Annotated in this window: 28 protein-coding genes and 3 pseudogenes; 12 read left to right on the forward strand and 19 right to left on the reverse strand. The window is 56.6% G+C overall.

Annotated features, from left to right (window positions below):
• Positions 1 to 254 (reverse strand): annotated as a pseudogene (locus tag DTF_RS24365) (hypothetical protein); the annotation flags it as partial.
• A 251-nt stretch (positions 255 to 505) separates the two neighbouring features.
• Between DTF_RS24365 and DTF_RS0118080 the strand changes: the two are divergent.
• Entirely contained in the window at positions 506 to 1,063 is a 558-nt protein-coding gene (locus DTF_RS0118080) for a hypothetical protein (RefSeq protein WP_155890871.1), read from the forward strand.
• A 20-nt stretch (positions 1,064 to 1,083) separates the two neighbouring features.
• On the opposite strand, the gene DTF_RS24370 is transcribed toward DTF_RS0118080, so the two are convergent.
• Both DTF_RS24370 and DTF_RS24375 read right to left on the reverse strand, forming a co-directional pair.
• Positions 1,084 to 1,521 (reverse strand): co-chaperone YbbN, encoded by a 438-nt coding sequence (locus tag DTF_RS24370; protein ID WP_081703076.1) that lies wholly within the window; start codon positions 1,519 to 1,521, stop codon positions 1,084 to 1,086.
• A 57-nt stretch (positions 1,522 to 1,578) separates the two neighbouring features.
• Positions 1,579 to 1,773, reverse strand: a complete 195-nt coding sequence (locus tag DTF_RS24375) for a type II toxin-antitoxin system PemK/MazF family toxin (RefSeq protein WP_027716467.1) — start codon at positions 1,771 to 1,773, stop codon at positions 1,579 to 1,581.
• Between the two features lie 123 nt (positions 1,774 to 1,896).
• On the opposite strand from DTF_RS24375, the gene DTF_RS0118095 reads away from it, so the two are divergent.
• Both DTF_RS0118095 and DTF_RS26725 read left to right on the forward strand, forming a co-directional pair.
• On the forward strand, positions 1,897 to 2,886 hold the full coding sequence (locus DTF_RS0118095; RefSeq protein WP_027716468.1) for a 2-dehydropantoate 2-reductase: 990 nt from the start codon (positions 1,897 to 1,899) through the stop codon (positions 2,884 to 2,886).
• 191 nt (positions 2,887 to 3,077) lie between these two features.
• Positions 3,078 to 3,236: pseudogene (locus DTF_RS26725) on the forward strand (DUF421 domain-containing protein); the annotation flags it as partial.
• Between the two features lie 131 nt (positions 3,237 to 3,367).
• Here the strand turns inward: DTF_RS26725 and DTF_RS25790 are convergent.
• The 4 genes from DTF_RS25790 to DTF_RS0118120 all read right to left on the reverse strand — a co-directional run bounded on the left by DTF_RS25790 (position 3,368) and on the right by DTF_RS0118120 (position 5,643).
• Positions 3,368 to 3,982 (reverse strand): substrate-binding domain-containing protein, encoded by a 615-nt coding sequence (locus DTF_RS25790; protein WP_027716469.1) that lies wholly within the window; start codon positions 3,980 to 3,982, stop codon positions 3,368 to 3,370.
• 425 nt (positions 3,983 to 4,407) lie between these two features.
• Entirely contained in the window at positions 4,408 to 4,800 is a 393-nt protein-coding gene (locus DTF_RS0118110) for a hypothetical protein (protein ID WP_027716470.1), read from the reverse strand.
• 190 nt (positions 4,801 to 4,990) lie between these two features.
• Positions 4,991 to 5,335 (reverse strand): type II toxin-antitoxin system PemK/MazF family toxin, encoded by a 345-nt coding sequence (locus DTF_RS0118115; protein WP_027716471.1) that lies wholly within the window; start codon positions 5,333 to 5,335, stop codon positions 4,991 to 4,993.
• Entirely contained in the window at positions 5,332 to 5,643 is a 312-nt protein-coding gene (locus tag DTF_RS0118120; RefSeq protein WP_027716472.1) for a ribbon-helix-helix protein, CopG family, read from the reverse strand. The genes DTF_RS0118115 and DTF_RS0118120 overlap by 4 nt, the downstream gene beginning before the upstream one ends.
• A gap of 268 nt (positions 5,644 to 5,911) precedes the next feature.
• Between DTF_RS0118120 and DTF_RS0118125 the strand changes: the two genes are divergently transcribed.
• Together DTF_RS0118125 and DTF_RS27875 are read left to right on the forward strand one after the other, a co-directional pair.
• Positions 5,912 to 6,262, forward strand: a complete 351-nt coding sequence (locus DTF_RS0118125) for a TfoX/Sxy family protein (protein ID WP_027716473.1) — start codon at positions 5,912 to 5,914, stop codon at positions 6,260 to 6,262.
• 218 nt (positions 6,263 to 6,480) lie between these two features.
• Positions 6,481 to 6,663 (forward strand): annotated as a pseudogene (locus DTF_RS27875) (YetF domain-containing protein); the annotation flags it as partial.
• Positions 6,664 to 6,802: 139 nt separating this feature from the next.
• Here DTF_RS27875 and DTF_RS24390 read toward each other — a convergent pair.
• The 3 genes from DTF_RS24390 to DTF_RS0118140 form a co-directional block, all read right to left on the reverse strand.
• Complete coding sequence (locus DTF_RS24390; protein WP_051361451.1) at positions 6,803 to 7,336, reverse strand: thioesterase family protein; 534 nt, start codon at positions 7,334 to 7,336, stop codon at positions 6,803 to 6,805.
• A gap of 76 nt (positions 7,337 to 7,412) precedes the next feature.
• Positions 7,413 to 7,589, reverse strand: a complete 177-nt coding sequence (locus DTF_RS0118135; RefSeq protein ID WP_027716474.1) for a MarR family transcriptional regulator — start codon at positions 7,587 to 7,589, stop codon at positions 7,413 to 7,415.
• A gap of 302 nt (positions 7,590 to 7,891) precedes the next feature.
• Positions 7,892 to 8,377, reverse strand: a complete 486-nt coding sequence (locus tag DTF_RS0118140) for a quercetin 2,3-dioxygenase (RefSeq protein ID WP_027716475.1) — start codon at positions 8,375 to 8,377, stop codon at positions 7,892 to 7,894.
• Between the two features lie 229 nt (positions 8,378 to 8,606).
• On the opposite strand from DTF_RS0118140, the gene DTF_RS25795 reads away from it, so the two are divergent.
• Positions 8,607 to 9,689, forward strand: a complete 1,083-nt coding sequence (locus DTF_RS25795; RefSeq protein ID WP_051361452.1) for a hypothetical protein — start codon at positions 8,607 to 8,609, stop codon at positions 9,687 to 9,689.
• Between the two features lie 113 nt (positions 9,690 to 9,802).
• Here the strand turns inward: DTF_RS25795 and DTF_RS0118150 are convergent, their stop codons facing one another.
• Positions 9,803 to 9,997, reverse strand: coding sequence for a DUF1059 domain-containing protein (locus DTF_RS0118150; RefSeq protein ID WP_027716476.1), 195 nt, complete (start codon positions 9,995 to 9,997; stop codon positions 9,803 to 9,805).
• Positions 9,998 to 10,413: 416 nt separating this feature from the next.
• Between DTF_RS0118150 and DTF_RS0118155 the strand changes: the two genes are divergently transcribed.
• A complete protein-coding gene (locus tag DTF_RS0118155) occupies positions 10,414 to 10,848 on the forward strand; it encodes a GFA family protein (protein WP_027716477.1) in 435 nt (144 codons plus the stop codon).
• 167 nt (positions 10,849 to 11,015) lie between these two features.
• Here the strand turns inward: DTF_RS0118155 and DTF_RS0118160 are convergent, their stop codons facing one another.
• A complete protein-coding gene (locus DTF_RS0118160) occupies positions 11,016 to 12,077 on the reverse strand; it encodes a hypothetical protein (RefSeq protein WP_027716478.1) in 1,062 nt (353 codons plus the stop codon).
• A 445-nt stretch (positions 12,078 to 12,522) separates the two neighbouring features.
• On the opposite strand from DTF_RS0118160, the gene DTF_RS26730 reads away from it, so the two are divergent.
• Together DTF_RS26730 and DTF_RS0118170 are read left to right on the forward strand one after the other, a co-directional pair.
• A complete protein-coding gene (locus DTF_RS26730; RefSeq protein WP_155890873.1) occupies positions 12,523 to 12,681 on the forward strand; it encodes a hypothetical protein in 159 nt (52 codons plus the stop codon).
• Between the two features lie 460 nt (positions 12,682 to 13,141).
• Positions 13,142 to 13,843 carry a Bax inhibitor-1/YccA family protein gene (locus tag DTF_RS0118170; RefSeq protein WP_027716480.1) on the forward strand — a complete coding sequence of 234 codons (702 nt, stop codon included), beginning with the start codon at positions 13,142 to 13,144 and terminating at the stop codon, positions 13,841 to 13,843.
• An 85-nt stretch (positions 13,844 to 13,928) separates the two neighbouring features.
• Here DTF_RS0118170 and DTF_RS27425 read toward each other — a convergent pair whose 3' ends face one another.
• Both DTF_RS27425 and DTF_RS0118180 read right to left on the reverse strand, forming a co-directional pair.
• Complete coding sequence (locus DTF_RS27425) at positions 13,929 to 14,555, reverse strand: type II toxin-antitoxin system PemK/MazF family toxin (RefSeq protein ID WP_226989418.1); 627 nt, start codon at positions 14,553 to 14,555, stop codon at positions 13,929 to 13,931.
• A complete protein-coding gene (locus DTF_RS0118180) occupies positions 14,546 to 14,857 on the reverse strand; it encodes a ribbon-helix-helix protein, CopG family (protein ID WP_027716481.1) in 312 nt (103 codons plus the stop codon). The genes DTF_RS27425 and DTF_RS0118180 overlap by 10 nt, the downstream gene beginning before the upstream one ends.
• 172 nt (positions 14,858 to 15,029) lie before the next feature.
• Here DTF_RS0118180 and DTF_RS25800 point away from each other — a divergent pair, with 172 nt between their 5' ends.
• The 3 genes from DTF_RS25800 (at position 15,030) to DTF_RS0118195 (ending at position 19,131) form a co-directional block, all read left to right on the forward strand.
• Positions 15,030 to 16,196: a radical SAM/SPASM domain-containing protein gene (locus DTF_RS25800; protein ID WP_027716482.1), complete on the forward strand. Its 1,167-nt coding sequence runs from the start codon at positions 15,030 to 15,032 to the stop codon at positions 16,194 to 16,196.
• Between the two features lie 22 nt (positions 16,197 to 16,218).
• Positions 16,219 to 17,430 (forward strand): transglycosylase domain-containing protein, encoded by a 1,212-nt coding sequence (locus DTF_RS25805; protein WP_051361453.1) that lies wholly within the window; start codon positions 16,219 to 16,221, stop codon positions 17,428 to 17,430.
• Positions 17,431 to 17,583: 153 nt separating this feature from the next.
• Positions 17,584 to 19,131: a S1 RNA-binding domain-containing protein gene (locus tag DTF_RS0118195; protein WP_035058099.1), complete on the forward strand. Its 1,548-nt coding sequence runs from the start codon at positions 17,584 to 17,586 to the stop codon at positions 19,129 to 19,131.
• Between the two features lie 287 nt (positions 19,132 to 19,418).
• On the opposite strand, the gene DTF_RS27880 is transcribed toward DTF_RS0118195, so the two are convergent.
• The 5 genes from DTF_RS27880 to DTF_RS27430 form a co-directional block, all read right to left on the reverse strand.
• Positions 19,419 to 19,787: a type II toxin-antitoxin system RnlB family antitoxin gene (locus DTF_RS27880; RefSeq protein ID WP_027716484.1), complete on the reverse strand. Its 369-nt coding sequence runs from the start codon at positions 19,785 to 19,787 to the stop codon at positions 19,419 to 19,421.
• A gap of 11 nt (positions 19,788 to 19,798) precedes the next feature.
• A complete protein-coding gene (locus DTF_RS0118205; protein WP_027716485.1) occupies positions 19,799 to 20,848 on the reverse strand; it encodes a type II toxin-antitoxin system RnlA family toxin in 1,050 nt (349 codons plus the stop codon).
• A gap of 443 nt (positions 20,849 to 21,291) precedes the next feature.
• Positions 21,292 to 21,630, reverse strand: coding sequence for a hypothetical protein (locus DTF_RS0118210; RefSeq protein ID WP_027716486.1), 339 nt, complete (start codon positions 21,628 to 21,630; stop codon positions 21,292 to 21,294).
• 389 nt (positions 21,631 to 22,019) lie between these two features.
• Positions 22,020 to 24,332: an FAD-dependent oxidoreductase gene (locus tag DTF_RS0118215; RefSeq protein ID WP_027716487.1), complete on the reverse strand. Its 2,313-nt coding sequence runs from the start codon at positions 24,330 to 24,332 to the stop codon at positions 22,020 to 22,022.
• Between the two features lie 86 nt (positions 24,333 to 24,418).
• Positions 24,419 to 24,716: glutamate synthase-related protein (locus DTF_RS27430; RefSeq protein ID WP_255342776.1), on the reverse strand; the 298-nt coding region annotated here is incomplete at its 5' end.

Raw genomic sequence — 24,716 nt, forward strand, 5'->3', positions numbered from 1 at the left:
GGGGTCTCTTCCTTCCGGTCGGCGCCCGCCTCGGGGGCCGCAGGCGCCGGCGCAGGCGCCGGCGCAGGCTCGGGTTTGGGGGCTCTATCCTTGAGCAGGCGGTCGCGGAACACGTGGAACGTTTCCAGGATGACCAGGATGCCCAGCAGGATGAAGATGGCCAACTGCACGGGCTGGAGGAGCCGCTCCTCAAGGGGGTAGTAGAAATAAACACTTGCGGCGAAAAAGGCGAGAATGGCAAGCAGAAAAGTCATGGCACCTCCTGGGCGTGGAATCTCCTCAAGTAAGTCTCGATTCTATCATCTCTTGAGTGATGAGCCAGGAGGGGGAAGGCGGAGGTGATTTTTTTGGGAGCCCAGAGTGTAACCTGCTGCCCTTGTCGGGGCACAGACATCTTGACAACAGCTTTGACCAAGTTAATCTGTTTAGCAGGCAGCACCTTAAATCTCAAATAAATTGCCTGGAAAATCAATTTACAGGGATGAATTAAGGGGGATTTGAAAAAATGGGAAAGAATATATTTTTGACTTTGGTGCTCAGTGGCGTTGTAATATCGACCTTTTTATATAACCCAAATCTGAACTTTCAAGGAAGAATGCTTGTTGAGAGGTTAGCTGAAAAAATTGGATCCTTACGACAAGATAATGAAGAAAAGAGGTTATACGACATGGTGTTGAAAATACCAGCGTCAGATATATACAAGAATAGGGAAATATATAAACAATTGTCTCAATTAAATCCATCTTCGGAATTATATAAAAATAAATATAATTATTATAGTGGACTTATAGATGGAACTAAAATTAAAAGTAATAGCATACCAATAAAGAGAAACAAAAATTTTATTGATAGTTTGATCAGCCAGGGCGCTATATCCATCGACAATCAATTGTTCAAAATATACGTTGACACCGCATTCTGGAATACGATGGACTATCCCGCAAAAAATAACTTCTGCATGACGGTTAATGATATGTACACAGGATATTTCATGGTTGACAAATACTCCGGCAAAACGCTGGCAAATTCAAACAGACTTGGGGAAATAAATATAATGCAATAGAGGTAAAGTAAATTCTCAGCTCACCCCTTCCGCCTGAACCACGCCACAACCGCCTCCGCCGACTGCGCTCCGGCGAGCTGGTCGACAATCTTGCCGCCGCGCAGCAGCATCATCGCCGGAATGCCCCGCACGCCGAAGCGGGCCGCAAGGCCCGGGTTCTCCTGGGTGTCGACCTGTATCACGGCGACCTCTCCCGCCAGCTTCTCGGCGACCGTTCGCACCGACGGTGCAAATGAGAGACAGTGCGGTCACCAGGGAGCCCAGAACTCGGCCAGGACCGGTCCGGGAAAGTTTTTCACAAAGGTGTCGAAGGTGTGTTCGGTGAGCGGCTGTGGCCGGAAGTAGAGCGGAGGCAGCGCGGCATGGCACCTGCCGCAGCGTCCGGCCTGACCCTCGCGCTCGGAGGGGACCCGGTTGGCCGCGCCGCAGGCGCCGCAGGTGACAGTGTAGGTGGACATGGATTCCTCCCCCGCGATAATGGAGCGGTATCATTACACGAACATTATAACCGAGCGTCAGCGGGAGTATTCAGGGGAGTAGTCGCTGAGGGTCCTGGCGGCCGATCGCGGGGCGTGACGGTGATTCGCCAGCTTGAAGGAGGGATAGACCTTGGTGGTCATCGGCAGGATGACGACCATTGGCGTGCCGCTGGCGGTGAGGGCGTCGTCCTGGATGACGAGCACCGGCCGGATCTTGGCGATCCCAAACATGCGCGCTTGACGGTCAGTCCTTTTATGGACTATATCTGGTCATCTCCTGGGGCGATTGCTCGGAGCCTGAGATCCCCGTCAAAAAGGTGTGAATGCAAAGCAAAACAATGGGAGGAGGATGACGTGAGAAGAGTATGTATTTACGGTGCCGGAGCAGTCGGTGGGTTCATCGGGGCGTTGCTCGCGCGCGCGGGATGCCAGGTGAGTGCGGTGGCGCGTGGGGTTACTCTGAAAGCGCTGCGGGAGCACGGCCTACGGCTGAAGACCGCCGGCGAGTTGATCACCGAATCTGTTGAGGCGACCGCCGATCCCGCCTCCTTGGGCGTCCAGGATCTGGTCATCATTGCCGTGAAGGCTCCCGCCCTTTCTCAGGTCGCCGCTGGAATTTCTCCCCTTGTCGGGCCGGACACGACCGTACTGACCGCGATGAACGGGGTTCCGTGGTGGTTCTTCGATGGGTTCGGCGGCCGACATGCCGGCATGCGGCTTGAGTCTATCGACCCTGAAGGCTTTATTGCGGCCTCGATTCCGACCCGGCATGTGGTGGGAGGTGTGGTCCATGGCAGTTTTTCCCTGCTCGAACCCGGATTCGTCAAACATGGCTTCGGGAAGAAGCTGATCATCGGCGAACCGGGCGGGGGTGTTTCCGAGCGTCTGAAAACCCTCGCAGCTCTGCTGACGCGGGCCGGTATGGATATCGTCGTCTCGGAGAGTATTCAGACGGAAATCTGGTTCAAGTTGTGGGGCAACATGACGATGAACCCTGTCTCGGCCATCACGGGTGCGACGTGCGACAAAATACTCGATGACCCCCAGGTCAACCGTTTCTGTCTCGATGTCATGCAGGAGGCAGCCCGAATCGGAGAAAAGATCGGGTGCCCCATCCACCAGAGCGGTGAGGAACGCAATGCGGTGACCCGTGAGATGGGAGCTTTTAAAACCTCCATGCTTCAGGATGTAGAGGCGGGTCGATCGGTCGAACTCGATGCCCTGGTAAGCGCCGTTCGCGAGATCGGGCAAAAGGTGGGCGAGCCGACGCCCAATATCGATATCCTGTTGGGCCTGTCACGGCTCCACGCGAGGGAGCGCGGTCTTTATCCGCGAGGTTCATGAAAAACTCTGCTTACGGAGTTTGCCTTTGTATAATGGAGACAAGTATTTCCAGTAATTAAGGAAAAGGAGTGGGGAAAAGGGGAGAGGCAGCGCTGGCAGTTAGCCTGATGACTGCGCTCGACTGACCGCGTCCTGCACCGTAGAATATCCGGCGGAAAGTATCCCCATCCCATTATTTAGGTAGCTGCGACATGTTCATCGAGAGCGCTCAGGTGCTGGCACGGACGTTGGTGGTCGGGATCTTCGCTTATCTGGCGATCGTCGTCATTCTGCGCATCACCGGCAAGCGGACACTGTCGAAGTGGAACGCGTTCGACTTCATCGTCACGGCGGCTCTCGGATCAAGCCTGTTTTCTTAAACGGTAAGCTATCTTCGAGGATGGCCGGCCTCAGCGGGGCTCCTCGATCGAAAAAAACGCCTCCGGGCTGGGAGCACCGAAGGCGTTCTGATTGGTGGATCAGGTTTTCCTCTCCCTGAACGTTACTTCCCCGAATCACCGACGGGGAGCATCTCCAACCCGGCCAGCTTTTCGTTCCATTCCGCGCTCTGGGCGAAGCGGCGCGCGGCTTCAACGAGGGGGTGACTCCTGTTTTTCACATTGTAGACCAGCCCTAGCTTAACTCCTGAGGAAAAGGCGCTCATTTCGAGCAGATTAAATTCGGAAAAGTTCGACTTGGCGCCAAAGGAGATCGCATGTCGACCCAGCGGCGACTTGAGGAAGTTCATCACCTCATTGTCCGTTTTGAATTTCTGGTCGAATTCCACCTTCCTGAACCATTCAAGATCTTCCTGAAGAACCTGGGACAAGGCCTCGCCCCGCTCCCTTCCGACCAGCAGGATCGGCGCATCCGCCCCACCGACCTCTTTCCAGTTCTTTATCTTGCGGGTGAAAATGGCTTCGACCTGCGCCAGGCTCAATGTGTTCACGTCAACTTCGAGTCCCTTGGCAAAAGCAATCGGCACCTTGGCGAGAATGATCTCGTCATTCCCCAGTTTCTTCTCGTCATCGGTGAGAGGACGACCGGTGCGTCCGAAAAGGAACTTTTTCGCATTTTCAATCCCGCCCTTGTGTTTGACGGAAACTTCCATGACCATGAAACTATAACCCTCCGCCTCGGGCAAATGGGAAAACGCGGAAAAGAAAGCTTTTGCTGTTGCCGTGGACGGACCCGCTCCGGCAACGATCTGGTTCTTCTCAGCTCCTGCAGGCAATGCCACCGCACAAAATAGCAATGTAAGCACGATTAAGTTTGCGCGAACCATTTCAGCCTCCTCACAATAACGCACTCTGAATCAGCGCAGCATTCACGCAGGCGCGCTTTGTTGAATCACTTGCACCAGATTGTAAGCACATATTGCCATGCTCACAGTCTTGAAGTTTCATAAAAGCTTTGTCAAGATAAATCTCCTGACAGGGCCTGCTGGCCTGGTCCGATCCCGAATCCCCAGCTCTACGCCGCCGGGCTGGTGATGGGGAGAGAATAAGGAAGAACAGCGCCAGGTGATTGGACACTATGTTTTTACTTCGTCTGCGAATACCACCAGGAGGCGAAGATCCCGTAGATGAAGTTGAGCACCACGACCACCACCGGCATCATCGCGCCGAAGCCGAGACCGAAGAGCCCCTTGCCCATCGACGGAAGGACCACCAGCAGCATCATCGCCGAGGGGGCGAGGCTGAAGAGCATCCCCCGCGCCACGATCCGCCCCTTCCAGACCGGAAGAAGGAGCAGGAGCATCCAGATCCCACCCCAGATCATCCGCTTGTAGACCCAGGGGGCGGCGAACTCAGGCTTCATGCCGATGCCGAGCCAGTCTGAGACGCCGGCCACTCCCATCCACCAGATGTTGAAGCTGTCGAGCAGTGCGCCCAGTGCGCCTCCCGTGAACGCTCCGCTGATCTTCCGTATCATCGCTTGACCTCCTCTTCGCAGCAGGAGGTCAATGTATACGACTTTTCATATACTCACAAGGCAAATGCTCCTTTTCGTGCCTGACATATAGAATACTTTGCCGGGTCTGAGCCTGCACGTCTCTTGGAGATCTCCGGCGCGAAAAAAGGCCAGGCCCGAATGGCTTGGCCCGACCCCCGAACGACCTGGATCAGAGAAGTCCCAGGACCCCCTTGAGACTTTTTTCCACCTCCGCCATTTCCTCGGGAGCGAGGCTGGTTAGAGGACCGTCACCGAAGCGGTCGACGTCCAGGGAGCGAGGCTGGTCGACGACGATCTGGCAGGGTTTGAGCAGGCGGTCGCGCGGGGCGATGGTGATGCGCCACCGCTTGAAGGAGGGATACACGCGGGTGGTCAGCGGGAGGATGACGACCATCGGCGTGCCGCTGGCCGTGAGGGCGTCGTTCTGGATGACGAGCACCGGTCGGATCTTGCCCGCCTCCCGCCCGCGGCCGGGATTCAGATTGGCCACCCAGATTTCGCCGCGGCGCTTCACTTCCACCACCGCTCTTCATCCCTCTCCGACTCACCCGGTTTGCGGCCCTCGGCCTTGTCCAGGGCTTCGTTGTCCGCTTCCTGAAAATCTTCGGCCATTTCGAGGGCCTCGCGGCGCATGGCCTCATCGGTGTAGGCGGCCCGGGCTTCGGCCACCAGTTCGGACATGAAGCGCTCGCGTTCGCGGCGGCCGAGATAATCGCTGATGGCCTGGCGGGCGACCTCGGAGCGGGGGAGTCCTTCGCGCTGGGCTTCCTCTTCGAGACGATGATCCAGGTCTTCCGGCAGGCGCAGGCTGAGAGCGGGCATCGGAACCTCCTTTGTCTGCATATTGTGTTTCAAATTGTAATTCGATTTGTCGGCATTGTCAATGTGTGGCAAGAGCAGTGGCCGGGCGGCATCCTGGAATAGGTGTTATGTACCCGGAATTCCCCTCTTCAGGGAATTATCTGTTCTGATTGAAGCCGCATGCCGGCCCGGATGGTGGTTTTCGCGATCGTTGCTATAGTATTAAGCGTCACCGCAAAGCGGCCCGCAATCCGGACCGGCGACCCGGCCGTACTTGAACGGATATCCGATGGCTTATGATGAACACCTGTCCGACCGCATCCGCCAGGGCTTTGCCGAGCTGCACGTGACGGCGGCCGAGAAGAAGATGATGGGCGGGCTCTGCTTCATGGTCAACGACAAGATGTGCGCCGGGGTCGTCGGCGAAACGCTGATGGCTCGCATCGACCCGGCGCTCTACGAGCAGGCTTTGAGTCGCCCGGGGGCGCGGGAGATGGATTTCACCGGCCGGCCGATGAAGGGGTTCGTCTTCGTCGATTTGGAAGGGATCGATGAAGACGCGGACCTGCAGTATTGGCTGCAGCTCTGCCTCGACTACAACCCGCGGGCCAGGGCCAGCCGCAGACGGAAATCGGCTTAGATGGGAAAGGCCCGCTTTTGGCGGGCTTTTTTGTTGGAGAGGGGCAGCGGGGATGTAAGATGCAGGCAGTCATGGAGACATGCGTCAATGCATTTCGGCATATTCCTAAAATTGCATTGACGCATGCCTGACCCCCACATAAGACTCGATGTTCATCGCTTTAGCAAACAAGCAAACAATGTCCCTTCGAAGCTCCTCAGCAGAAAACCATGCTTCGGGAGAGGGTAACCGAGGAGGAGGTCCGCGCCGCATTGCGCGGCTAGGGGATTGCGGCAGTTGAGATGGTCGCAGCGGTCGTTCTGGAAACGGATGGAAGCTTCAGCGTTATCAAAGCATGGGATGGCCGGTCACGGACCGCCTTGGCCGGTGTGACGGGTTTGGACACGCGGGCTCCGGATTGACTGTTTCCTAAACGGTAAGCTATGCAAGGTAAGTACTCTGATAGCCATCAGCTTCTCCCGAAGATCTGCATCGACCCGGGCGCGCTCCATTAATCGGCGAACTGCGGAACTGGTCGTTGCTACCTCCTGCCCGGTTGCCTTAGCTACTTCCGTCAATGTGCAGCTGCCTGTCTCCTGAGCCAGCCACCTTCGGCTGCTTGCGAATACCGATTTTACGGCCAATGTTTTCCGGTCGTTTCAAGTGTGATTGTGCTTGGGCAAGGACCTCGATCTTCTCCAACACTCCATCCGGGAAGGATGCCGACCTACGTTCATTCAGGTCCACGCACATGCTTAACTGTTCCAGCGTGGAAGCAAGGTAGCCGCCGCTTCCCTTGACGTGCATTTCCAGATAGAGGTGTATGCGCTTGTGGTCGTAATCGAGTAGCTGCACCCGGAATTCCACCTCCTGTCCAAGAGTGACCTCTCGATCATAGGTGATATGGCTCTCCAGCGCCATTGTGGATATGCCGGTCTCTTTTGCGCTCTCCTCACCCAGGCCGATGGAAAGGAGCAACTCTTCAACAGCAAGATCGAAGACCAGGACATAATAGGCAACATTCATATGGCCGTTGTAATCCAGCCATTCGGGCTTGATCTCTGCCGAATAGATGACAGCAGGGAGCTTATTCATGATCATTCTCTTTCAATTGACCCATTCTCTCGCACAGCGATGCGGCGGCGGGGAATTTCGCGATGCACAGTAATCCTTATGCCGGGGTCCAATAACAACGCTTGGGTGAAACGATCTTTCCTTCTTTTTTCAATTGCACCATTGCTTTGTCGACATCCTTCCGTTCAAGGCCTCCCAGTTCGGCGATTTTTCCGGCATTGAGCGGTTGGGCTTCGGCGCGCATGATCTCTAAAACTTTCTCTACAGCATCCATTGATAATCCTCCCTTTCATTTTACCGTTTTTTCGACTTGGGAGGTCACATCCCGATCTGCCCCAACCCGATGCTCAGGCAGTTTATCGGGGGGGCGGGAGTGGTTGCAAGCTAATTTTCAAAGGTCAAAGGGTCAGGATTGCAAGATAAGCACTCTAGGATAGCGGGCAATTGTCGAGGGGCTAAGGCAGACTTATGTTTTTGGTCAATTGACGTAAGGCGAATGTCAAGATTTGCCCCCCCCTTAAATGACGACTTGAGGCAGAGATAACCAGAAAAGGATGTATCCTCGTTGCTGCGGCCTCAGTCCGGCGGCGGCCCCAGGATGTCGATGCCGTGCCGGGCTGCCGTTTCCGGGAGAGCCGAAAGGTCGACGGGCGTCGCCGGCGGAAGTTCGGGCTGCCCGGCCGGAATACCGGCATCCTCGACAAAATCCTCGAATCCACCCGGCAGAGTGAGGATCAGCAGCCGGGCCGGCCCGGCTTCCGAAACGCGGAAGGCGTGGGGAACGCCGCGGGGGAGAAAGAGAAAACTCCCCGGCCCGGCCCGGTACGCTTCCCCCTCGCAGTAGAAAGTGACCTCTCCCTCCAGTACGTAGTACGGCTCGTCAGCATCCCGGTGCACATGCAGGGGAGTGGCGAAGCCCGCCGGAAGCAGGTTCTCCACCACCGCCAGGTCCCCGCCCGTCTCCGCCCCGGAGGCCTTCACCGTCATAAGCCCGCCGAGAAACCAGATGTGCTTTCCTTCCCCCTTCGCCCGGAAAAAGGGGGGCATGGCTCTGTCCGCCATGGGATCGCCTCCTTCTGACTTCGTGTCCTGGTCAGAAGTATAGCAGGTCGTGAACCGCCGTGACCCCGATGATGCTTCTCCGCGACCCGACATCGCCCCCGTTGGGGCAGATGTCCGGTGCATTGGTGCCGGAATTGCATTATTCTTTCCGCCGAGAATGCGGATTTCAGCTCCGGTCCGTCCCCGTCCGATGTCCGGGCGGGGGCTCCGGCAGCAAGGAGGAGATGCCATGAATAAGCGGATGATCGTTTCCGGCCTTTTCGTGATTTGGATCGTCCTGAGCGGCTGCACGGCCACGATCTACGGCGTGCCGCAGGAACGCTGGGAAGCCATGGGCGAGCAGGAACGGATCGCGGCGATGGAGGCGTACCAGGCCCGCCAGGCGGTCCTGTTGCAGCAGAGGCAGGAGCGTGCCAGGCTGAAGGAGATCGAAAGAGAGCGTCAGTTCGCCATCGAAGCCGAAGACGCCCCCCAGCGACAGCTGCGGGTCGATGCCGTCTACCGGGGAGAGGGGGTCTACGGCGACCTGCTGCGGGTGACCCTTCGGGAGGGGCGGCTGAAGTTCCAGGGAGCCCACCGGGCCTACCAGCCGGTCGCCTTCAAAATCGCCGCCGGCGAGACCAAACGGGTCGAGATCGTCGATGGCGACGGCCGGAGGGCGACCATGGTCGCCAGCTACGACGGCAGCATCCTTCTGCTCGACGACAGTCCGGGCGCCAAGCGATCCCGTGCCGCCCGGCTGGTTTATGAGGAGCTCTGGGAGGAGGGGAAAACCTATGCCAACCTCGGCGCCAAGGGGCCCCTGGAGCTGCGTGGCGTGAACGTCACGGTACAGGTTCTGGGGGATCCGCCCCGCGACCGCCAGGCCCGGAGGCCTCCGCCGGTCATCGTCGTCCGGCCGCGGGCGCCGCAGCCCGAAAAACCAGCGGTCGTCATCGTCGAGAGACCGCGCCCCGAGAGACCGCAGGTGGTCGTGCCTCCGGCGGTCTCAACGCCGCCGGTCCGGATCAAAATCACCTTCCTCAAGGGGATTGTCCGGATAAAGGGCAAGAGCTACCCGATCGCCTCCCAGTCGCTCGATTTGCGTGAAGGTGAGTTCCGCACCATCGTCCTGAAGGCCCAGTCAGGCAAGGTCAAGGTCCGGGTCGGCTACCAGGGGGGAGAGGTGGCTATCGACGACCAGCCGGGGAGGGGAAAGTCGGCCATCCGTCTGGGTTTCGGCCAGGGGTGGCGGGACGGCTCGACCTACCGCATCGAGGCGACCGCGAACCGCCTTGTCGAGGAGCTGGACGTCTCCGTCCTGGCGATGTAGGGACGGCCGCTGCCGCCTCGACGGTCCTGCTTCGGTTTTCCCCGTGACAGGAAGAAGAAAAAGGGCCAAACCGCGTGGCCTGACCCTTCTGCCCCTCTCCGGTGAGTCTCCAGCTACCGGGTAGGCGTTCCTTCCTTGAATCCCTTGCGCAGCTCATCCCTGAATGCGGGCGAGTCCTCGATCCCGTGGACCGTCACGGCGTGCTGCACGGCCGCTTCGAGGAGTTCCTCCTCGGTGTCCGCCGCCAAGGCCACCGTGCATTTGCTCTCGCTGGGCTGCTCCCTGCAGTCGATGTATTTGCGTCCCATGACTTGCCTCCTTTCCCGACAGGGGTCTCTCCGGGAGAGACGCCTTGTCTGTCTTTTCCTGTCTCTATTTTACACCGGCAGGAGATCCGATTCCCGTGGTTGCAAATCGGAAAAGTAGCTGGTCCCCTTTGTCTTGCCTTGATTCTCCCCTTTGTTCGGCGATCCGGCCGATGATCTTACTTTTCCGGACCGCTTGCCACCGAGCACGTGCCGTTTCGGGCGTCGAACTTGTGACAAAGGGCGCACTCCCCCTGGAAAAGGGAAGGGCGGAGTCGGAAGGCGGCTGAGGAGGAACCGTCCTTGCCCGGCCGACTCCAGACGTACCACGAACAGTTTCCGGACTTGCAGGTGCGTAGCGAGGGCGTATAGTTGACAAGAAAAGCCCCATCTCGAATCGTTCTTGGGAGGCGACCTATATGTCCAGCGAAAATAGGTACAAGGGAAGTTGCTTTTGCGGTGGGGTGCAGTTTACGGTCACCGGTGAACCGGCTGCTATGGGCTATTGTCACTGCAGCGACTGCCGACTCTGGTCGGCGGGGCCGGTCAACGCCTTCACTCTGTGGAATCCCGAGGCGGTCAAGGTCCTCCAGGGGGAGGACGAAATCCGCACCTACAACAAGAGCCCGAAAAGCTTCCGCAAGTGGTGCGCGACCTGCGGGGGACACCTGTTCACCGACCATCCGGAATGGAAGCTCATTGACGTTTATGCCGCAACCATACCGGATTTTCCGTTCAACCCCGCTGTCCATGTCAACTATCAGGAAACGGTCCTGCCGATGAAGGACGGACTGCCGAAATTTAAGGATGTTCCCCAGGAAATGGGTGGTTCGGGCGAAGCGATGTCCGAATAGAAAGGCGCTTTCACCTTACGCCCTTGAATTGTCAGATCTCCAGGGCCATCAGTGGAGCATCGGGGCAGAGAAGGGGACATCTTCCTTGAAAAAGTTGCTGTCCCCTTTTTCTTTGGCAGGGTGGCGCACGAGCTAATTTTTCCTACTGTCGGCTGCCGGGGGAGGGGTCAGGGAAAATCAGGGCTCTCGTCCCGGGGATTGCCGCCGGCGACTCCAGCCCTGCTCCGGCGGAAAATCAGGTTGGTCAGGCAAAGCCTTTTGCCGCCGCCGTAGAGAACCAGCAGGATGGCGATCGCAACCAGGGGCAGATGTCCGGTCAGCTCCAGAAAGGCCTCATCGGTCTTGCCGACCAGGAAAAAGTAGAGGTTGCTGGAGACCAGAAACCCGGCCACGGCCAAAGTGTTGACCTTCGTGATCAGTCCCAGGGCGAAGATGATGGCGAAAATCAACTCGGTACAACCGGCGCAGAGGACAAAGATCCGGTCGGAAAAGAGGTCGATCCCGAGGGCCTTCATGAAATTGATCTGAGTTTTTTCCAGAAACCGGACCGCCAGATTCGGATCGATCAGTTTTTCGGTCCAGGCCAGCACTCCGAGGGCAATCCCGGTATGAATTCTAAGGACCGGCAGCGCGTAGGGTTTTAACCGGTGGGCCGGGCCGCTGGCGGAAAGCGAGGCAAGCAGCAAAAACAGGGCTATGCCCAGAAAATTGAAGTATTCCAGCGAGGAGACCCAACCGAACAGCGCGGTGCTCGCCAGAAACAGACCGACCATCAGGCAGGCTCCCAGCCGGACCCCCGTGTTGGCGATAAACAGAAGGCCTATACCCCCTTCGACAAACCGGAGCAGCAGGCCGATCCGGCCGGGCTCGGCGAGATGGGGGGCCAGGACAGCTCCCTTGAAAGCGGTCAGCAGAAGGGCCAGGCCGACCATCACCTGAAACAGATGGAGAACTTGCTGCCGTCTCTGCCAGAAAAAAGCCGACATCCTTTCGGGGGGGCGGGGGAGGTAGCGGTCCAGAAGGAGGGCAACCGTGATGCAGGCCAGGATGATGAGCACCCAGATCTGGACGGCCGGTTCGCTCAGGGAAAAGAGGCTGATGGCAACCGGGTGCTCGGAATCCTCCCGGACGAACCATTTGACGTGGGATGATGCCGGCAGGGGGCAAACCAGGATTGCAGCCAGCGCGAACGAGAGGGTAGCCAGGCGTGTCCGGAACTTCTTGAGCATGTCATCTCCCACCGTTCACCGGAAGCTGCTCCGGCAAATCATAAATGGACCAAGACCAGGAAAATCTATTCCATTTTCATCCTAGCGGGGGGAGCGTTCGAACTACAATGGGGGGCAACCCCCTATTTGAGATGGGGGAATCCCGCCTCCGGTCACAAACGGGGTCATGATTGCAAGATAAGCACTCTGATAGCCATCAGCTTCTCCCGAAGACCTGCATCGACCCGAGCGCGTTCGATCAGTCGGCGAACTGCTGAACTGGTCGTTGCAACCTCTCGCCCGGTTGCCTACGGCGTTGAGGCAGAAATTTTGATCTTCAGCACCAGAGGCAAGAAGGGAAGGTGTCCCCTTTTTCTGCTTTTCTCCGCCTGGTTCTGGACGGGCAGGGCCAGGGGGGGACCAGTCAGAACTGCCTAGCAGGGTTCCAAGCCTCGTCTGCACGGGGGTGTCTGAACGAACCGAACAGGCCGGCCGCCGGGAGTCTGTTCCGCCGCATCTCCATCAAACGGGCAGGGGCGCGATGCAGACGCTGGTACAGGACCTGGACGCACCCGAAGGGGTGGAAGAGGATTCCGAAGAGTATCCCGGATACGACCAGGACTAGCAAGAGGAAGAACGGCTTCATTCTCGGTCTCCTTGGCGAGAGAGGTTCATGTGTCCTAAAAACCGATCTAAAGGATACCAATCAACGGGCATAACTGCAAGAACTATGTGTGATATTTTACTATAAAGGGTATTTTTATAACAGGGTTAGGCGCCAGACTGTCCAGAATTCCAGATGGTTGAAACGTAGACAGAATGGGAAAAAATCGTTAAAAATCGCAGCCAAACGCTGTTTAGCGTTATCTCCCTGCCAGCTGGGCGAGTCTGCTGCTGGCCGAAGGAGAGGGTACGACTTCCCTGGGTTGCCCAGAAGAGAGGGCCAAAAAGGGGACAGGCCTACTTATCGAAAAAGTAGCCTGTCCCCTTTATCTTGCCGATCCCCGATCCCCCGCGCACCGCAATCTGCTATAATCCGTCTCCGAATCCGAAACTCACATCCAAAGAAGGGAACTCCGACACTCATGTTCAACAGGGAAAACGTCCTCTCCAGCGCCCCGGCAGGGGCCGTCGCCGCCAGCTTCTTTCCCCGCGTCTACGGCTGGATGACCGCCGGTCTCGGCCTCACCGCCCTGGTGGCGCTCTTCACCCTCTCCAGCCAGTCGATGCTCGACCTGATCTTCGGCAACAGGATGGTCTTCTACGGCCTGATCATCGCCGAACTCGGGCTGGTGATCGCCCTGTCGGCCGCCATACAGCGCATCAGCGCCGCCACCGCCACCCTGATGTTCCTGCTCTACTCGGCGCTCAGCGGGGTGACCTTCTCCGCCATCTTCATGGTCTACACCCGCGGGTCCATCGCCAGCACCTTCTTCGTCGCCGCCGGCACCTTTCCCGCCATGAGCCTCTACGGCATGGCCACCAAGCGCGACCTGACCGGCTGGGGCAGCTTCTTCTTCATGGGGCTGATCGGCATCGTCATCGCCTCGGTGGTCAACATCTTCCTCCAGAGCGAGATGATCTACTGGGTGACGAGCTACATCGGCGTCTTCGTCTTCGTCGGCCTGACCGCCTACGACACCCAGAAGCTCAAGATGATCGGCCAGGCCGGCTTCGCCGACGGCGAGTCGCGGCAGAAGGAGGCCATCCTCGGCGCCCTGCGCCTCTACCTCGACTTCATCAACCTCTTCCTGATGCTGCTGCGGGTGATGGGCAACCGCCGCTAGTCAGGGGCTGCTCGCAGGTCGAAAGAAAAAGGGCCAAATCCATCCGGGTTTGGCCCTTTCCGTTTATCAAGCTGAAAATCCAGCCTTACACCACCTGCTCCATCCCCCCAAAACCGCGCGAGGGAACTTGAGCTTTCGACCCTCTGCTCCCGACAAGAAAAGGGGACAGATCTAGCTTTTTTGTCTTTTTAAAAATAAAATCTGTCCCCTTTTTCCGTTCCTTTTTCCGTTTCGTCACGGAAAAAGGTCTCCTGTCGGCGGTTGCCGCGCTGGGTGACGTGATGGGGATAGCATGGGGCAATGACGCGTGCGATTCTGGCCATAAGGGGAAAGTAGGCAAACTGGCTTGGACTGTCCCCAGAACTCCCGTAATTAAATATACTGTCCCCAGAACTCCCACCTCCGCCATCTCCTCGGGAGCGAGGGTGGTGAGGGGGCCGTCGCCGAAGCGATCCAAATCCAGGGCGCGAGGCTGGTCGACGACGACCTGGCAGGGTTTGAGCAGGCGGTCGCGCGGGGCGATGGTGATGCGCCACCGCTTGAAGGAGGGATAAACGCGGGTGGTCAGCGGGAGGATGACGACCATCGGCGTGCCGCTGGACGTGAGGGCGTCGTCCTGGATGACGAGCACCGGCCGGATCTTGCCCACCTCCCGCCCGCGGCCGGGGTTCAGATTGGCCACCCAGATTTCGCCGCGGCGCTTCACTTCCACCACCTCTCTTCATCCCTCTCCGACTCACCCGGCTTGCGGCCCTCGGCCTTGTCCAGGGCTTCGTTGTCCGCCTCCTGAAAATCTTCGGCCATTTCGAGGGCCTCGCGACGCATGGCCTCGTCGGTGTAGGCGGCCCGGGCTTCGGCCACCAGTTCGGACATGAAGCGCTCGCGTTCGCGGCGGGCGAGATAATCGCTGATGGCCTGGCGGGCGACCTCGGAGCGGGGGAGGCCTTCGCGCCGGGCTTCCTCTTCGAGACGATGATCCAGATCTTCCGGCAGGCGCAGGCTGAGAGCGGGCATGAGAAACCTCCTTTGTCTGCATATTGTATTTCAAATTGTAATTCGATATGTCGACATTGTCAATGCTGTGCCTGTGGTGCCGTCTTCCGCGGCATGGGCACCGCGGGCTCATGTGAGGTCTGACGATGGTATAATGGAGCGATCGAAAAGGACTTTTAGAACGGGGAGGCAAATGCCAACCGAATCCGTCAAATCGAGCGGCAAGCGCCCGCCGTCCCTCGGCCGACTCGCCTGCCGCGGACTGCGCTTCCGCTGCCTGAAACTGACCGGCGCCGCCGCCCGGCCCCAGGCCCTGAGCCTGGAGCTCACCCGCCGCTGCATCGCCCGCTGTCTGATGTGCAACATCTGGCAGACGCCCCGCGACCTGCCCGAACTCTCCGCCGGCGAGTGGCTGGAGGTCTTCGCCTCGCCCATGCTCGGCGACCTGCGGGAGCTGGACGTCACCGGCGGCGAGCCGTTTCTGCGCCGGGATCTGGTCGAAATTTTCGAGGGCATCTGTTGCCTCAAGCCCGACCGCTTTCCCCGCCTCTCCTCCATCGCCGTCACGACCAACGGCTTCCTCACCGACCTCATCCTGACCGACGTGAAGGCGCTCCTCCCCGCCCTTGAGCGACAAGGGATCGGCCTGGTCTTCGCCTTCGGCCTCGACGCCGTCGGCCCTCTGCACGACCGCATCCGGGGCTTCCCGGGGGGGTGGGAAAAACTCGAGGCGACCATCCGGGGGCTTGCAGCCCTTCGGGAAGATCATCCGGGCCTGGTGCTCGGCGCCAAGACCACGGTCACCCGGCACAATGCGGGTGAACTGGAGGAGATCGCCCGCTTTGCCGACAGGCACCGGATGTTTACCATCGTCTCCCCCTACATCCTGACCCCCGCCCGCTACGCCAACCTCGACCTGGGCGAGACCCTGTCCCTCTCCCCCGAGGACCGGGAAGCCCTGCGCCGCTTCTATCAAAGCCCCCGGTTCCGATGGTCCTACTACCGCCGGGAGCTGCTGCACTACCTGGAGGAAGGCCGGATGAAGAAGCCCTGCACGGCCGGCTTCAACTATTACTTCCTGCGCAGCAATGGCGATCTCTCTCCCTGCCCCTTGCGGGAGGAGGTGGTGGGCAATGTCAGGACGATGCCACTGGAAACGCTGATGTCCAGCCACCGGGCGGCCCGTTTCCGTCGGGGCGTCGGGCGTTTCCCCGAGTGCGCCGCCTGCACCGAACCAGGCCTGGCGCGCTACGCGCTCCCCTTCGAGGGCTTTTATTACCTGCGGCTGTTTTTCCAGTTGGGTCCGAAGGACTTCCGGGAGTTGCATGGGCATCTGGGATTAGACAAGTATTTCTCGTAGAACTGGGGGTTAAGGCAAGCTGTTGCAATATTCGATAAAACACATCCTCTCCCCTGAGCGCCGCCGGCTGTATCTGCGCCGGCTTCTAGCGCTCACCGCGCTCTCGGTGTCTCTGCTCGGCGCCGCGCTCGCCCTGGTGTTCTGGACTCTTCCCGACGTTATCCCTCTCAAGGAGCGCCGGGCCACCCTGACAATCGAGGTCCGCGATTGGCAGGGCGGAGAGCACCCCTTCCTCCTCGGTCCGCGGAACCGTTACTGGACCCCTCTGGAGTCCATTCCGGAGGAGATGAAGTGGGCGGTCATCGTCGCAGAGGACGCCGGCTTCTACGAACACCAGGGGGTCGATGTCCCCGCCCTGCGCGAGGCGCTCAAGTACAACCTGGAGCAGAAGCGCATGGCGCGAGGCGCCTCGACCATCACCCAGCAGTTGGCCAAGAACGTTTTCCTTTCGCGGGAGAAATCCCTTTGGCGCAAGTTGCGGGAGTTCCTCCTCGCCCGCGAGATGGAACAGGAGCTGAGCAAGGGGCGGATACTGGAGCTTTACCTCAACGTGGTCGAACTGGGACCCATGGTCCACGGCGTGGGGCACGGGTCCCGCCACTTTTTCGGGAAAACCCCGGAGGAAATGAGTCCCGCCGAGTGCTCCCTGCTCGCCGCCATCCTCCCCGGGCCACGGGTCGCCTACAACCCCCAGCTCAAGCCGCAGAAGGTTCAGCGGCGCGCCGCCCGCCTGCTGAAATTGCTGGAGGGACGAAACATCCTCGATCAAAGCCAGTATGCCGGCGCGCTGGAGGAACTGCCCGTCCTGCTCGGCCTGGCCCCTCCGAGCCCCCCGCCCATGACGGAGGCAGAGGATGCGGCCTCTGGGGGCGGCGAAGATGAAGTATTCGAGGAGGGGACGTCCGAAATCGGGGTCGATCCGGCCGGGGAGACCATCGAGCCGATAGAGGAAGGGAGAATTGAAGAAGAGATCATAGAGGAAGAAGGGGGGAGAAGCGAACCGTCCGGGGAGGCCGCCCCCCCCGGGGATAGTTCCAGGGACCCCATACCGGAACCTATACCGGAACCGAGGCTGAAAAAGGGGCCAGCTACTTATCGGAAAAGTAGCTTGGCCCCTTTTTCTTATGCAGTTGCTCAACGTTTTAAGAACGTCCCCGTTTGTCCCCCTGTATTAGGTATGTTTCCCCCGAACTTGGTCCACGGCCTGTCCAACTATATATTGTGGATAGCCTGAGGGTCTTAGTACAACATCTAGTAATTTTTTTCTTGACACCTAAGGTGGTTTTGTTACCTTGGACTTAGTTAAGGTTCGAAAAATCTGGAGCCCAATGAATTATCACGGATAGAAACTGCCAAATCAAACTCTACACTTATAGTCTGGTGCCAAATGGAATCGAAGTATGACCTAGAAAAAAGAGCAAAAGATTTGATTGAATCAAACCCAACTGCTGCAGTTGCCATATATCGCAGGCTGTGGAATGAGTTTCCAAATGATTTCAACGAATGGGATGCCTTCTTTTCCATAAAGGCCTTGCGAGCAGCATCTTGCGACGATCTTGAGTGGGCAATGGAACTTGTTAATAGATATAATAACGAAAAAATAAATGGACTTTTTGCTTGGTTGGTTTATGACCTTTGTATTAAAAATCTCCCTAAAAGTGAAATACTAAGTCATGAAGAACTGATAGTTTCCTTAGTGAAATTGTCACCTCAAAAAAATTTGAAGCAAGATGCTTCATACCCGTGCCCAACGACAATATCAATTCTCAAATTAATAGATGCACATTCTGAGAATCAATTCAATGCAAACAGGATTAATGACCTACTTGATTCCTTGAATGTCAACTATCTATCTGACTTAAATCATAGCATTAATACTGAAGACCGAGGTTGGGTTGAGTTAGCTTCAGATTTAGAGAAATATTATGCGGTGAAAACGAAGGCTCTTCTAAAAATGGAGCATTATTCATCCTGTAAGCTCTTATGTGAAGAGGCTTTGAATAGATTAAATAAATTCCATTATGACAACGATTTGTGGTTCCATATGAGGATAGCTATATGTAATGAAAGATTAGGCAATTTTGAAGAGAGCAAAGACCAGTTTGAAAGTATTTTGTCTACGAAAAAAGGAAGCGATAAATGGTTCATTTATAAGGATTTGTCAGAACTGTATTGTGATCAAGGAGATTATGTTAAAGCATGGGAATATGCGGTAAGTGCAACTTTTAGCAGCAATGAACCACAATATATGATTAATCTTTATATCTTGCAAATAAAAATACTTAATAAGCTTGAACGGATTGATGAGGGAAGAATCCTGGCTGAATTGATAGCTGCAACAATCAAAGACCAGCAATGGCGCGTAAAAGATTCCTATGCCAGAATGTTTATACACTACGGTATCGATCTAGATCTTATAGGAAACACCGGTAAATATTTAAGGGAGGCAAAGACCTTTTGGGCAAATGAGAGATACAGAGGCGTCCCTAAAATTTGTGGAGAGATAGTTTTTGTTCACAATAATGGGAAAGTTGGGAAAATCAAAGATACGCAGGAAAGAATCATTAGTTTTCATCGAAAAAACTTCATGAATAAATCCAGGAATATTGCTGAGTTGATGGGCGCTACTGTCGAATTTTACGCTATGACAGGTTTTGATGGAAATCTTGCGGCTGAAAACATAACTGTCACATCAGTTAGGCAGCGTATTGCAGATGAAGGTGTGGGCCAGACTTACGTTGGTACTGTTAAAAATGTCGTTGATTTTGGCATATTCGTACGGATTGGGAAACAAACGGACGGCTTGCTTCACAAAAGCAAACTCCCCCATGACATCAGGGGGAGTTTTCGTGAAAGATTCAGGCAGGGAGACAGCATCAAGGTCGAAGTGACTGCAGTAACAGAAAAGGGTATACAATTAGGGCTTCTTCAATAATGAAGTGCACAGTCCGCTATCTTGTAACCCTTTAAATTCTGGGTCTCTTTTTTTGTTCACATGGATTTTGACTGAGGTTAATATGGATTCGGCTGTTGGGAAAAAATGGAGCAAGTAAAAGAGGAGACTTGTTATTCTAAACAGAGGTTAGGATGTCTGTCAGACCCTTGATTAACTAACCTGGCTTAATGACAAAGAGAGGTGCGTGCCTAAAAAAAGGGCCTTCTGCAATTTGGAGAAAGCAAGTCGCTAGGCGACGGTGAGTCCAAGAATGTCTTATTACCGGTTTATTGTGTAGACAATTCCCTTCGAATCAGAAACTTTTGGGTTCGAGAAAGAATACTTCTTTCTAGGTATTCAGGTTTCTTTATATAGAAATTCGAAGATAACTTTACGATCTTATCATCAACTTTGTCCAGTGGTTGCATAGTTTGCAATAAAAATTTATTGCCATCGAAGTGTGCCTTTACATACCGATCAGAGCTGAGCCCATTGCTTAAAAGTAAGTCGAAGATAACAAGACCAGAAAATGACTTGCTTGTAAGTTCCTTTGCAAGGTCAGTAATGTAGTCCTCTATTCGATGATAATCAATAGAGAAAACAATATATTTACACTCAGGATCGGAAATCTTTTTTAAGTTGTATGCCTTGCTCATGTTAAATCTCTTTATGATTTAATAGAAGTGTAGGTTTCTTCTATCAGAGCGAGCGAATCATTAATGATCTGATCTGCTTCAAGGCGGTTCTTGATTATCCGGGTAGTTGCAGGAGTTCCATCAACATGAAAGAGGCCATGTCGCTGTTTCCTAAAGTAATCATACACCTTCTCAATGGCTCGGCAAGTTTTGTCGCAGCTAATAATTTGCTGAGTATCCGGCACCAGTTGGGATGGATCGCCCCTAAAGCGGTCACCAAATCCCTCTCTGGATATTGTGATATTATGCTCGAGAAACAACAGTTTGAGATAGCCCTCCAGCCCCTTAAGTGCAGGAAAAGTCATAGATGTATAATCGGAAAATTCAATAGCAACCCTCTGGTATGCTAAGGCTGGGGCGAGAATTGCCTTTACCTTGCTGCCGAGAAATGGGTGTGCATTAGGTATCTTTGCCTCAAGTTCGTCAGTAACTTCAGCCTCGGAAATATCTGTGTCGATAACCCGCAGTTGGGAGGCAACAATGTCTTTATATGGCAACAGCTCGCACAGAATTTCGATTACTTCAGTATAAATAAGGAGGGGCTTTCCTTGAATAGAGAGTGAACCATTATTAAAGTAGTTAATGGAAAGAACGTCGTTTTGTCTGCCCCGAATTTTGAACTGTTGACCATGTGCCAAATCTATTATTGATTCTATTTTTGCCTCACATTCGTCTTTGACGAAATCGAGCATAATATTAAAATTGTCTTTAGAGACGTTTTTTAGGGAAAGGTTACCCCTATTTGTTTCTCTAACGGAACACTTTTCTTTAATTAGGTCTGCTAATTCATGTGATGTTTTTTGGTTCTTTCCGACCTTGGGATTTATCGTGGTGGCACCATCTTTGAGAAAATATATATGCAGTAGCGCGTCTGGCTGACCGGGGGTTTTTATTATGTACTCCTCAAACTTCCCTGTGGACCTGGGCCCAGTGATGGTGGCAAATTCAGAATAGCCTTCCAGCGTAGGTTTGATCCGGTCTCGGTTTATTGCAAGACTTTTGTGACTCACGACTTCCCCCATTTTTTCAATCCAGACTTAAATCGCGTAAAAAAAATGAAATTCTAGCAAGAGACACTGACCATGTAAAGAAAAACCTCAATCAGGAGATTTTCCCTCCGAAATTGCTATTTTTTGAGGGGCGAGGGCAATGAGGGGTGAAAAGGGGACAGATCTAAGGAAGCGCTACGCCCATGGTGATCTCACTCCTCCTGCGCAACATCTTAATATCGCGTTCAATCGCAGTTTAGCCTATCCCTGCGTGGAACTCCAGAGTGAAAATCGAAAGCATGTCGATGACGGAAGACTGGGGACAGAATTGCTGCTCTCTTTGAGAGGGCAATCCTCACCAACAGAAAAAGGGCCAAACCCTCCCCCAAACCCCGCAAGGACAAATCCCCGCGCAGACGCCGCACCCGATGCAGAGATGGTCGTCGGAGACGTACTCGCAGGCGCCGTTCTCGAATTCACGGCAACATGTGGGCCGGATAGAGGTCGGGGAACAGGTAAGGCGAGATGTGGGTTGGGAAATTGATCCTTACCGGTCCCTTGGGCATGCTGGAAACCAGCAATCCTTCTTCCAAGAGTTGGGCCAGAACATCACGGCCCGATCGGCCCAGGCCTGAGGCGCTCGCGGCATCTCCTCTGGTCATTTCACCCCGCAAGAGAGCCTCCTGGAGAACCTTTCCCGCTTCGACTTTCATGCCCGTGTGCTTGGCTGTTGGCGCCTGTATGATCTTTTCGGCCCTCATCCGGACATAGCCGGTAATCCTATGGAACGTATCGAGTGCCAGCAATTGATGCATGTAGTCGATCTGATCGAGGCAGATTTCCAGAAAGAATTTGCAAAAATCAACCAGGCCTTTGTGGGTTGTAGCTAAAAACGGGGGCCGCCAACATGCTCGGGCGGGGAGTGGTGGAGTGTTGCCCAACTTGCTGGTTTGGTGTAAAAAAATCATTGAGGCGTTTGGATTGGTGAGTCTAGCGTCAATATTAACGTCAATCTAAGTTTTAGTTAAGCCTTGAGAATAACTGAAACTTTTCCAGATAAATCCAATTTCTCCGTCAATAGGATTGTCAATCTTTAGCCGATTCCATCCAACCTGTCCACTCGGAAGGGACATTCCTCTTAAATGAAAAAGGGCCAAACCCATCAAGGTTTGGCCCTTTCCACTCATCAAGCAAAAAAACCAGCTTAAACCACCTGCTCCATCCCCCAAACCCCACAAGGACAAATCCCCGCGCAGATCCCGCAGCCGATGCAGAGATGGTCGTCGGAGACGTACTCGTAGGCGCCGTTCGCCTTCTCGATGCGGCGGATCGCCCCCTCGGGGCAGGCCTCCAGGCACATGGAGCAGTCCCGGCAGGTGCCGCAGGAGAGGCAGCGGTTGGCTTCGTCCTTGGCGTCGGTGACGCAGAAGCGGCCGCGGTTCTTCGGGCGGAAGAGCTCCTTGCTGAGGCACTTCTGGGGAATCATCTCCAGCTTCTTCTTCGCCACCAGCTCGCCGCCAGAGAGGAAGGTGTCGATGTACTCGGCGGCTTCGCGGCCGTGGCCGATGGCGTGGGTGAGGAGCCCGGGGGCGATGGCGTCGCCGATGGCGAAGACGCCGGGGGCGTGGGCCGACTGCCAGCAGCCGTCCACGTCCATCATGCCGCGGTCGGTGAGCCACTCGCGGGGGACGTAGGAGAGGTCGGGGCGCTCGCCGATGGAGATGATCACGGTGTCGGCCTCGATGAAGCGGCCGTCCTTGCCGTGCACCCCTTTTTCGTCGATCTTCTCGGTGAAGAAGGGCCAGATGACCTCGCCGCCCAGGGCCTTGTGATGGTCGATCTCCTTCTGGAAGGCGGCCGGCCGCTGCACGTCGATGGCGGTGACCTTCTTCGCTCCCATGGCGTAGGCGCCGAGGCACACGTCCATGCCGGCGTTGCCGGCGCCGATGACGACGACCCTTTCGCCGACCTTCGGGTTTTTGCCGGCGTTGACCTCCTTGAGGAAGTCGAGCCCCTTGACCAGGCGCTCGTGCCCCTGGAAGGGGATGACCACCGGGTTGTGGGCGCCGCTGGCGATGACCACGGCGTGGTTGGCCTCGCGGATGGTGCTGAATTCGCGGGCGGTCACCTTGTGCCCCGCCTCGATCCGGACGCCGAGCTCCTTGATCCGGTCGATCTCCGTGTGGAGGATCTGCCGGGGGAGGCGCTCGTCGGGGATGACCTGGGTGAGCTTGCCGCCCACCTCGTCGTCGGCCTCGTAGACGGTGACCTTGTGCCCCATCAGCTGCAGCTGCCAGGCGGCGGAGAGGCCGCCGGGGCCGCCGCCGATGACCGCCACCTTCTTGCCGGTCGCGGCTTTGGGCTGCGGGGAGCCGGCCTCCAGGGAGAGGCGGCCGAGTTCCTTCATCGCCACCGGATGGTCGAGGAACTGGCGGGTGCAGGCGTCCATGCACAGGTTGGGGCAGACCTCGCCGCAGACCGAGCCGGGGAAGGGGGAGTATTTAAGGACCAGCTCCAGGGCCTCCTTGACCTTTCCCTGGCGCAGCAGGTTGATGCGGTCCTGGGTCGGGATGGCCGAGGGGCAGGCCGACTCGCAGGGGGCGGCGTAGCGCTTGTCCTGCCAGTGGGGGACCTTGAGGCGGTCGTCGCCGGCGTTGACCAGGCCCGCGACGGCGTTGTAGTCGTCCCTGACCAATTCGCCGAAGATCCCCCCTTCGACCCACTTGTTCAGGCGGAACTCGCGCATGGTGGGGCGGCTGTGGACCTGGCGCTCCCTCATGGTCTTGGCGACGATCTTGCGCCACCGGGAGAAGTCGGTGAGCTCGCCCAGCAGATGCGGCCGCTCGATCTTGTCCAGGAAGACGGGCATTCCCTCCTGCAGAAAGAGCCGGTCGGCCTCGTCGAGATCCAGCAGCCAGACGTCTTCGGAGAGGCCCTGCACCGGACCGCGCACGTAGATGGTTCCGCCGACCATGCCGGCGCAGCCCCGGTCGCCGAGGATCGAGTCGAGACCGTCGCAGCCGACGCCGCAGACGACGCCGATGCCGCCGCCCATGAACTCGAAGGAGAAGGAGCCGGTATTCTTCAGGATCCAGAACTCCGGCGGCTCGTAGGCGGGGTCGTGCTTCATCAGCGATCCGCTGCGGGTGCCGACCCGTCCGGCCACGTAGATCTTCCCCGCCGCCGCGCAGTGGGCGGTGGTGTCGCCGCCGTCCCCCTTGATCACCAGGGTGGCGCCGGCGTTGAGCCATCCGGCGTCGGCCGGGGCGCTCCCCTCGACGATGATTTCGGTGCCGTCGAGGGCGAAGGAGCCGACGCGCTGGCCGGGGTTCTTGACCCTGAAGCGCAGGGGTGCGCCCGTTTCGGTCCACAGGGGGCCGCCGATGTTGTGGTGCCCGGAGGAGAGGACCTCGAATTCCGTCTCTCCGGCTTCCAGCGCCGCATAGATCTTCTGCAGGAGCTGCTGGGTGGAGATGCGCTTATTATTGTCGTCAAAGCCGATGATTTGAGCTGGCATATTAACTCCTGTGAGGAGTGAGGGGTGAGGGGTGAGGAGCAAGGGCCTTTACGCCTCACTCCTCACTCCTGACACCTCACCGCCTTTTAACATACGTACTGAATCTGCAACCTCTCGGCAACCGACTTGTCGACGGAGACCAGGGCGTCGGAGCGGCCGACGGGAAGGGAGGAGTTCCCGATCGGGGCCATGAGCTTCTTGAACTCGGTGTCCATGGCCAGGAAGTAGTTGACGATGTTCTGGGCCACCTTCTCGGGATCGAGGCGGTGCACCAGCGGGGGCTCCTGGGTGGTGATCCCCACCGGACACAGGCCGGTGTTGCAGGCGTTGCAGCGGCCGTTGTCGTTGCCGACGCAGCCGGCCATCTGCAGGATCAGCTTGCCG

Origin of the sequence: Desulfuromonas sp. TF (assembly GCF_000472285.1) — a bacterium.
GTDB lineage: Bacteria > Desulfobacterota > Desulfuromonadia > Desulfuromonadales > ATBO01 > ATBO01.

Coding starts and splice junctions, on each gene's coding strand:
- DTF_RS0118155 (WP_027716477.1), top strand. CDS start 10,414: ATGTCCAGCGAAAATAGGTACAAGGGAAGTTGCTTTTGCGGTGGGGTG.
- DTF_RS0118080 (WP_155890871.1), top strand. CDS start 506: ATGGGAAAGAATATATTTTTGACTTTGGTGCTCAGTGGCGTTGTAATA.
- DTF_RS24375 (WP_027716467.1), bottom strand. CDS start 1,773: ATGTTTGGGATCGCCAAGATCCGGCCGGTGCTCGTCATCCAGGACGAC.
- DTF_RS0118170 (WP_027716480.1), top strand. CDS start 13,142: ATGTTCAACAGGGAAAACGTCCTCTCCAGCGCCCCGGCAGGGGCCGTC.
- DTF_RS0118150 (WP_027716476.1), bottom strand. CDS start 9,997: ATGGGACGCAAATACATCGACTGCAGGGAGCAGCCCAGCGAGAGCAAA.
- DTF_RS0118160 (WP_027716478.1), bottom strand. CDS start 12,077: ATGCTCAAGAAGTTCCGGACACGCCTGGCTACCCTCTCGTTCGCGCTG.
- DTF_RS0118180 (WP_027716481.1), bottom strand. CDS start 14,857: ATGCCCGCTCTCAGCCTGCGCCTGCCGGAAGATCTGGATCATCGTCTC.
- DTF_RS0118210 (WP_027716486.1), bottom strand. CDS start 21,630: ATGCATCAATTGCTGGCACTCGATACGTTCCATAGGATTACCGGCTAT.
- DTF_RS0118135 (WP_027716474.1), bottom strand. CDS start 7,589: ATGGATGCTGTAGAGAAAGTTTTAGAGATCATGCGCGCCGAAGCCCAA.
- DTF_RS0118140 (WP_027716475.1), bottom strand. CDS start 8,377: ATGGCGGACAGAGCCATGCCCCCCTTTTTCCGGGCGAAGGGGGAAGGA.
- DTF_RS27880 (WP_027716484.1), bottom strand. CDS start 19,787: ATGAGCAAGGCATACAACTTAAAAAAGATTTCCGATCCTGAGTGTAAA.
- DTF_RS0118205 (WP_027716485.1), bottom strand. CDS start 20,848: ATGGGGGAAGTCGTGAGTCACAAAAGTCTTGCAATAAACCGAGACCGG.
- DTF_RS0118120 (WP_027716472.1), bottom strand. CDS start 5,643: ATGCCCGCTCTCAGCCTGCGCCTGCCGGAAGACCTGGATCATCGTCTC.
- DTF_RS25800 (WP_027716482.1), top strand. CDS start 15,030: ATGCCAACCGAATCCGTCAAATCGAGCGGCAAGCGCCCGCCGTCCCTC.
- DTF_RS25790 (WP_027716469.1), bottom strand. CDS start 3,982: ATGGTCATGGAAGTTTCCGTCAAACACAAGGGCGGGATTGAAAATGCG.
- DTF_RS0118215 (WP_027716487.1), bottom strand. CDS start 24,332: ATGCCAGCTCAAATCATCGGCTTTGACGACAATAATAAGCGCATCTCC.
- DTF_RS0118195 (WP_035058099.1), top strand. CDS start 17,584: ATGGAATCGAAGTATGACCTAGAAAAAAGAGCAAAAGATTTGATTGAA.
- DTF_RS24390 (WP_051361451.1), bottom strand. CDS start 7,336: ATGAATAAGCTCCCTGCTGTCATCTATTCGGCAGAGATCAAGCCCGAA.
- DTF_RS25795 (WP_051361452.1), top strand. CDS start 8,607: ATGAATAAGCGGATGATCGTTTCCGGCCTTTTCGTGATTTGGATCGTC.
- DTF_RS0118110 (WP_027716470.1), bottom strand. CDS start 4,800: ATGATACGGAAGATCAGCGGAGCGTTCACGGGAGGCGCACTGGGCGCA.
- DTF_RS0118125 (WP_027716473.1), top strand. CDS start 5,912: ATGGCTTATGATGAACACCTGTCCGACCGCATCCGCCAGGGCTTTGCC.